Source organism: Pseudoalteromonas 'SMAR', assembly GCF_048515945.1.
Classification (GTDB): domain Bacteria; phylum Pseudomonadota; class Gammaproteobacteria; order Enterobacterales; family Alteromonadaceae; genus Pseudoalteromonas.
This window is the reverse complement of record NZ_JBLWMW010000046.1, coordinates 9,932-17,604: the sequence shown is the minus strand read 5'-3', so window position 1 is coordinate 17,604 and position 7,673 is coordinate 9,932. Positions and strand designations below refer to the sequence as shown.

Sequence of the window (7,673 nt, the reverse complement as noted above, 5' to 3'; positions counted from 1 at the left end):
TACATCAGGCCCTTTGCCAATATCATAGAATGTAGGCGCGGGTTTACCCCGCGATGTTTATGGCCAAAAGCGCTACATAAAGCAGCGCCTACATCAGGCCTTTCGCCAGTATCATAGAGTGTAGGCGCGGGTTTACCCACGATGTTTATGGCCAAAAGCGCTGCATAAAGTAGCGCCTACATCAGGCCCTTTGCCAATATCATAGAATGTAGGCGCGGGTTTACCCCGCGATGTTTATGGCCAAAAGCGCTACATAAAGTAGCGCCTACATCAGGCCCTTTGCCAATATCATAGAATGTAGACGCGGGTTTACCCACGATGTTTATGGCCAAAAGCGCTGCATAAAGCAGCGCCTACATCAGGCCTTTCGTCAATATCATAGAATGTAGGTGCGGGTTTACCCCGCGATATAGTATAAGCCTATAATAACAACCCCAAAACAACATCCCGCTCAATATAAATAATCCAGCAGTCACAGCAATTGTGCTCAACAGCAAACCCGCGTAAAATTCGCCCCAGTAGCCAACTAAACAGACAACACCATGATTGACCAAACACTTATAACGCAATTAGTGAAACAAGCACTCGATGAAGACCTTAATTACCAATCTGCCGCTGAGGGCGATATTACCGCAGCACTGATCCCACAGGAACAGCAAGCTAATGCCTATGTGATCACCCGCGAAGACTGTGTTTTCGTTGGTAAAGCGCTAATTGAAGAAGTGTTTAACCAAGTCGACCCAAGTGTTGATGTGGAAGTGTTAGTCGCCGATGGCGACAAGGTTGCCGCCAATACTAGACTGTTTACGGCAACCGGCTCTGCACGAGCTATCCTTACTGCTGAGCGCACAGCGCTTAACTTTGTGCAAAGCCTATCGGGCACGGCCACTACGACGGCAAAATACGTAGATATGCTTGCTGGCACCGAAACCAAACTACTGGACACCCGCAAAACCATTCCAGGCTTACGAGCCCTGCAAAAATATGCAGTAAAATGCGGCGGCGGCGTTAACCACCGTATTGGCTTATTCGATGCGTATTTAATCAAAGAAAACCACATTGCAGCCTGTGGTGGCATCAATAATGCCGTAAGTGCAGCCCGCAACAACCACCCTGATAAACCCGTTGAAGTGGAAGTTGAGAACCTTGACGAACTACAACAAGCGCTCGATGCTGGCAGCGACATCATTATGTTGGACAACTTTAGTGTCAGCGATATTCAACAAGCAGTTACAATCACAGCAGGCCGCGCTAAGCTTGAGGTCTCGGGTAATATGACCATAGAAACACTCTCCACCTATGCTCAAGCGGGGGTGGATTTTATTTCCAGCGGCGCCCTCACCAAGCACTTACAAAGCATCGACTTATCCATGCGCTTTGAATAATCAAGCAAATGTTAAAGAGGCACTATAATACTGTGCCTCTCGCCAACTAGTTCTAGTTCAAAAGCACTACCCACGAACTTACTCTAGTGCAAAAGCACTAAGTGTAAGCCCGTGTAACCTAAAAACATCCCCTAATTAATTGACAAAAAGCGATAAAAAACGTTAAATACGACAAAAGAATGAGAGTGTAACATCTTTTTAATGTTCTCTTGCTCTTTGCTGGCGCTGAACTGAATCCGTTTTTGGAAAAAACATCTGATTACTTGAGCTTACACAAACTATTCAATGATTTATTACCATCTTTGGATTGCTAAGCTCAGCACTTACTATTAAAGTAAATGTTAATAGTGACCTGAAAGAAAAGTTTAGTGCTACACTTTATTTTAGTTGATTAGGGACTGGTCACATTTTAGTAAGTCTGGTTTTAATAGTGACTAAGTGGGCATACTGGTTTAGCCATTGCCTAACTTCATGATTAAAAAACTTACGTTTTATTGCTAATGGTTTAATAAACGCTTAACGTATCCTTGCTATGTTAAGCCACTTATAATTTAGGAGAGACATCATGACTCAAAAACAACAGGGTGGTTTTACCCTAATCGAACTAATGATTGTAGTTGCAATCGTAGGCATCTTAGCCGCAGTTGCATTACCTGCTTACCAAGACTACACAGTTAAAGCACGCTTCACAGAGGTTGTTACTGCAACAAACTCGATAAGAACCACTATGACTGAGTGTCTACAAACGAATAACAATGTAATTGCATCATGTGATACTTTTGGCGAGTTAGGATTAGCTGCACCTGTGGCAACAGATAATCTTGCCAGCGTAGCTATCGCTGAAACTACGGGTGTTATTACAGGTACTGGTACTGCAGTGGCTGGAGGTTATACCTATACAATGACACCTCCATCAATTGATCCAGCCGATCCAGCACCATCTACTTATGTATTTACTAAAGGCGGCACATGTACTTCCGCTGATATTACAAATCTTTGCTAGAGATCGTATTGGGGAGCTTAGCTCCCCTACAACTGTGAGCTCTAATGAAAACAAAAACAACAAAACCTAATGACCTTGATACCTTTCAATGGCAAGGCGTTAATAACCGCGGAAAACGTTTAGACGGTGAGATCACAGGCTCGAGTGTAGCCCTAGTCAAAGCCCAACTCAGAAAACAAGGCATTACCCCTTCCAAAGTAAAACGTAAGCCTAAACCTTTATTCGGCATGTCTGGGTCGCAAAAAATCACTTCCCAAGATATTGCCACTATTACTCGTCAAATAGCGACTATGCTTACTGCAGGCGTTACATTAGTTCAAACTCTAGAAATGCTGACTCGAGGTACTAAAAATAAGTCACTTTCAAAACTGTTAGGCCATGTTTGTGATGAAGTAAAAGCGGGCCAACCTTTGGCGAAATCACTACGTGCTTACCCTCGTTATTTTGATGAGCTCTATTGTGACTTGGTTCACTCCGGCGAGCAGTCGGGTGCGCTGGATACCATTTTTGACCGTGTTGCCTTATATAAAGAAAAAACAGAAGCATTAAAGTCTAAAATTAAAAAGGCAATGTTCTACCCTATCGCCGTTTTGACTGTCGCACTGATTGTTACCGCGATTTTGTTAATATTTGTGGTGCCACAATTCCAAGATATTTTTAACGGCTTTGGCGCTGAGTTACCTGCCTTTACACTTGTGGTTATTGCTATTTCTGAATTTATGCAAGAGTACTGGTGGGTGTTTGTGTTAGGTCTTGGCCTGGCTGGTTACACCTACAAAGAACTGTTGATACGAAGCTCCGCTGTTAAGCACTTTAACGACCGCATGATATTAAAGATCCCTGTGATTGGCGAAATTCTAAAAAAAGCAGCGGTTGCTCGTTACGCCCGCACCTTGTCGACTACGTTCGCTGCTGGTGTGCCACTGGGTGATGCCCTTGACTCTGCAGCTGGGGCCTCGGGTAATGTCATTTATAAAAACGCCATTCGTGAAATTAAAGCTGAGGTGAATGCTGGTAATCAGATGCACTGGGCCATGCATAATACCCGAGTATTCCCAGATATGGTGATACAAATGGTGTCGATTGGTGAAGAATCAGGCGCGCTCGACTCTATGCTGGCAAAAGTCGCTAATATTTATGAACAAGAAGTGGACGACGCTGTAGATGGCCTTTCCAGTTTACTCGAGCCAATGATAATGGTAGTGCTGGGGATACTGATTGGTGGCCTTATTATTGCCATGTACTTACCAATCTTCCAATTAGGTTCAGTAGTTTAAACCATATTGCAGAGGGTCAAAGACGCTCTACAATCAAGCCTTATGATAAAATGTTTCTATTCATTGAGTTAACTCACTTCTTCAATAATCAAAATAAGTATTCCCTATGCAAGATGTAATCGAATTAATGCAAACCCAAACTTGGTACTGGCTGTTAAGCGTGGGCGTAGTGAGTGTGTGTATTGGCAGCTTTTTAAATGTGGTGATTTTGCGCCTGCCTAAAATGATGAAAAGTAACTGGCAGAGTGAATGCCGTGTTTTACTTGAAGACGAACTAGCCGCCCCAGAAAACACACCAACAGCAGCCTTTAATTTAGTTACCCCACGTTCACACTGCCCTAGTTGTAAAACGCCCATCAAAGCCTGGCAAAATATTCCTTTAATTAGCTGGCTGTTACTTAAAGGCAAATGTAAACACTGCCAAACGCGCATATCAGTACGCTACCCGTTAGTAGAGCTCACCACCATGGTGTTATCAACTTGGGTGGCATGGCGTTTTGGTGCCACCGCTGAAGCGCTTTTGTATATTGTGATTACTTGGATATTGGTTGCCCTAACGGTCATTGATATTGATGAAATGCTACTGCCAGATCAGCTTACGCTACCAACCCTGTGGTTCGTGCTTATTGCTAGTACCATGGGCGTAGGTGTTGCACCAGAGCTTGCCATTATTGGCGCGGCAGTGGGCTATTTAAGCTTATGGAGCGTATATTGGTTATTTAAGTTACTCACTGGCAAAGAGGGCATGGGCTATGGCGACTTTAAGTTACTGGCCATTTTTGGCGCCTTAATGGGGTGGCAAGCCATACTCACCATTATTCTCCTTTCCAGTTTAGTGGGTGCCATTATTGGTTCAATTCAGTTGAGTGTACAAGGCAAAGACAAAGCCACCCCTATTCCATTTGGCCCTTACTTGGCCATCGCTGGCTGGATAACTTTGATGTATGGTGAGCAGTTGCAGCTTTGGTACGTCAATTTAATTATGTAGATGAAAATGTTAAAAACGAATAATTGGATTTTAGGGCTCACCGGTGGCATTGGCGCCGGCAAAACCGCCGTTAGCGACTATTTGGCTCAACAAGGCATTGTGATTGTGGATGCCGATGTTGTGGCAAGAGAAGTGGTAGAGCCAGGCAGTGAGGCACTGGAAGCGATTAAAGAAGAGTTTGGTGAGCAAGTTATTCAAGCCGATGACAGCTTAAATAGAGCCAAGCTAAGACAGCTTATTTTTGCCGACAACAATAAAAAGCAGTGGCTCAATAACCTACTCCACCCGCGTATTCGAGATAGTTTACTTAGTCAGCTACAACAGGCTAACAGCGAGTACGTGGTGCTCTCAGCGCCTTTGTTGTTTGAAAACGGCCTAGAAAAATATTGTGATGCCACTTTACTTGTCGATGTCCCGGTGGCTGTGCAAATATCTCGCACCAGCTCGCGCGATGGCGTCGATAAAGCGCAAGTAGAAAGCATTATCGCCGCACAAATGAGCCGTGAAGAAAAGCGGCAAAAAGCCGACTTTATTCTCAATAACGACCGTGAACTGACACAAACCTTGGCTGAGCTTGAGCAACTAAATAAAAAATTCGAGACACTGGCAAAAGCAAAAAGCAATACTTTATAATGATCTTGTCAGCATGGCCGATAACCAGAAAAGCCGCTAACAAACTTGGCATATCACCAACTTAATGATAAACATTGATATTACACTCGGTGTAAAGGCAAAGAGGTATTATGGAGCATCATTCCCCCCTACTGCGTAAATTTATAACCTTAGGGCGCGTAACCGCAGAGCAAGTTAAAGCCCGCCAAAATGAAGCGAATACCACGGCGGAGTTAATTTGCTTAAGCTCAGGAATGAGCTCTAAAGAGCTGGCGCAAGAGTGTTTAGACTTATTTAAAGTCCCCTACTTTGACCTTGAGCAGTTTAATGTTGCTGAAATTCCTAAAGAGTTGGTGAAAGAAAAGCTGATCCGTAAGCACCATATTTTACCGCTGGTAAAAAAGGGCCGAAAGATTTTTGTTGCCGCCTCAGATCCCACCGATTTTGGTGCCTTTGAAAACTTTGAATTTAGCACCGGCTTGCAGTGCGAAGTACTGGTTGCCGATCATAAGTTGGTTGAGAAAAAAATCGACCAACTGTTAGACGCCACTGGAAGCTTGTCCATTTCAGAATCTGAGTTTAAAGAGTTTTCTGATATGGATATTGAGGAAGAGCCCAAGCCACAAGCACAAAACGAAGAAAAAGACGACGCCCCCATTATTGTTTATATCAACAAGATTTTAATGGATGCCATTAAAAAAGGCGCGTCGGATTTGCACTTTGAACCGTATGAGAAAAAATATCGGGTACGCTTTCGTATTGATGGCTTATTACACGAAATGGCCAGCCCTCCCAATTCTTTGGCTACCCGCTTAGCGGCTCGAATAAAAGTCATGGCGCACCTAGATATTGCCGAAAAACGTAAGCCACAAGACGGTCGCATTAAGCTGAAAATCTCAGAGCGTAAAAGCATTGATTTTCGTGTTAGTACCCTGCCTACCATGTGGGGCGAGAAAATCGTAATGCGTATTCTCGACTCTTCCAGTGCCATGCTGGGTATCGATGTGTTGGGTTACGAACCTGAACAGAAAAAGCTTTATTTAGAAGCCCTGGAACAACCTCAAGGGATGATCTTAGTGACCGGCCCCACCGGCTCGGGTAAAACCGTGTCTCTTTATACCGGCTTAAATATTCTTAACCAGCCAGAGCGCAATATTAGTACCGCCGAAGATCCGGTGGAAATTAATCTTGAAGGCATTAATCAGGTGCAGATCAATCCCAAAGCGGACATGACCTTTGCTAACGCCCTAAGAGCCTTTTTGCGACAAGATCCCGATATTGTCATGGTTGGTGAGATCCGTGACCTAGAAACCGCTGAGATCTCCATTAAAGCGGCACAAACTGGTCACTTGGTATTGAGTACCCTACACACCAACTCAGCTCCAGAAACATTAACGCGCTTGCTGAATATGGGCGTGCCAGCCTACAACGTAGCAAGCTCGGTAAGTCTGATCATTGCCCAGCGCCTAGCTCGCCGCCTGTGCCCTAAATGCAAAACACCAGAAGAGCTACCGGAAGAAGCCTTGTTAGAGCAAGGGTTTACCCAGGAGCAAATTAAGTCAATGACACTTTTTGCCCCTAAAGGCTGTGAGCACTGCACCGAAGGCTATAAAGGCCGTGTAGGTATTTATGAAGTGGTGAAAATTACCCCAGAAATTGCCCACCTTATTATGGATGGCGGCAATGCCATAGAAATTGCAGAAGCCGCACAAAAGCTCGGCTTTGCCAACATTCGCCAGTCCGGCCTCAAAAAGGCCGCAGATGGCGTGACCTCATTAACGGAAATTAACCGCGTCACCAGCTTTTAGGTTAATAAGCGCTGCGTAAAGCAGCGCCTACATCGGTTTTCAACCAAATGAATGTCCATGTAGGCGCGGGTGTACCCCACAATGTTTCACATTACAAGCGCTGCGTAAAGCAACGCCTACATCGTTTTTTTCACCAATCAAACTACATGGTGGGAACGGGTTTACCCCGCGATATTTCACATCGCAAGCGCTGCGTAAAGCAACGCCTACAACGGTTTTCTCACTAATACAAATTACCTTGTAGGCGCGGGTTTACCCCGCGATATTTCACATCACGAGCGCTGCGTAAAGCAGCGCCTACACCGGAATTTCAACCATACGAATGACCATGTAGGCGCGGGCTTATCCCGCGATGTTTCACATCACAAGCGCTGCGTAAAGCAGCGCCTACACCGGTTTTCAACCAAATGAATGTCCATGTAGGCGCGGGTTTATTCCGCGATGTTTCACATTACGAGCGCTGCGTAAAGCAGCGCCTACATCGGTTTTTTCTCCAATATTAATTACATGGTAGGAGCGGGTTTACCCCGCGATGTTTCACATCACAAGCGCTGCGTAAAGCAACGCCTACAACGGTTTTCTCACTAATACAAATTACCT

General features: G+C 44.8%; 6 protein-coding genes. All 6 read left to right on the top strand.

Features of this window, described 5'->3' with window-relative positions; translation table 11 throughout:
* Positions 1 to 542 precede the first annotated feature (542 nt).
* The 6 genes from nadC to pilB all read left to right on the top strand — a co-directional run bounded on the left by nadC (position 543) and on the right by pilB (position 7,073).
* On the top strand, positions 543 to 1,385 hold the full coding sequence (nadC, locus tag ACNKW2_RS16270; protein WP_419149501.1) for a carboxylating nicotinate-nucleotide diphosphorylase: 843 nt from the start codon (positions 543 to 545) through the stop codon (positions 1,383 to 1,385).
* Between the two features lie 565 nt (positions 1,386 to 1,950).
* Positions 1,951 to 2,388 carry a pilin gene (locus ACNKW2_RS16265; RefSeq protein WP_419149499.1) on the top strand — a complete coding sequence of 146 codons (438 nt, stop codon included), beginning with the start codon at positions 1,951 to 1,953 and terminating at the stop codon, positions 2,386 to 2,388.
* Positions 2,389 to 2,432: 44 nt separating this feature from the next.
* Entirely contained in the window at positions 2,433 to 3,665 is a 1,233-nt protein-coding gene (locus ACNKW2_RS16260; RefSeq protein ID WP_419149498.1) for a type II secretion system F family protein, read from the top strand.
* A 106-nt stretch (positions 3,666 to 3,771) separates the two neighbouring features.
* On the top strand, positions 3,772 to 4,653 hold the full coding sequence (locus ACNKW2_RS16255) for a prepilin peptidase (RefSeq protein WP_419149497.1): 882 nt from the start codon (positions 3,772 to 3,774) through the stop codon (positions 4,651 to 4,653).
* Positions 4,654 to 4,659: 6 nt separating this feature from the next.
* Positions 4,660 to 5,286, top strand: a complete 627-nt coding sequence (gene coaE / locus ACNKW2_RS16250) for a dephospho-CoA kinase (RefSeq protein WP_419149496.1) — start codon at positions 4,660 to 4,662, stop codon at positions 5,284 to 5,286.
* Between the two features lie 110 nt (positions 5,287 to 5,396).
* A complete protein-coding gene (pilB, locus tag ACNKW2_RS16245) occupies positions 5,397 to 7,073 on the top strand; it encodes a type IV-A pilus assembly ATPase PilB (protein WP_419149495.1) in 1,677 nt (558 codons plus the stop codon).
* Positions 7,074 to 7,673 lie beyond the last annotated feature (600 nt).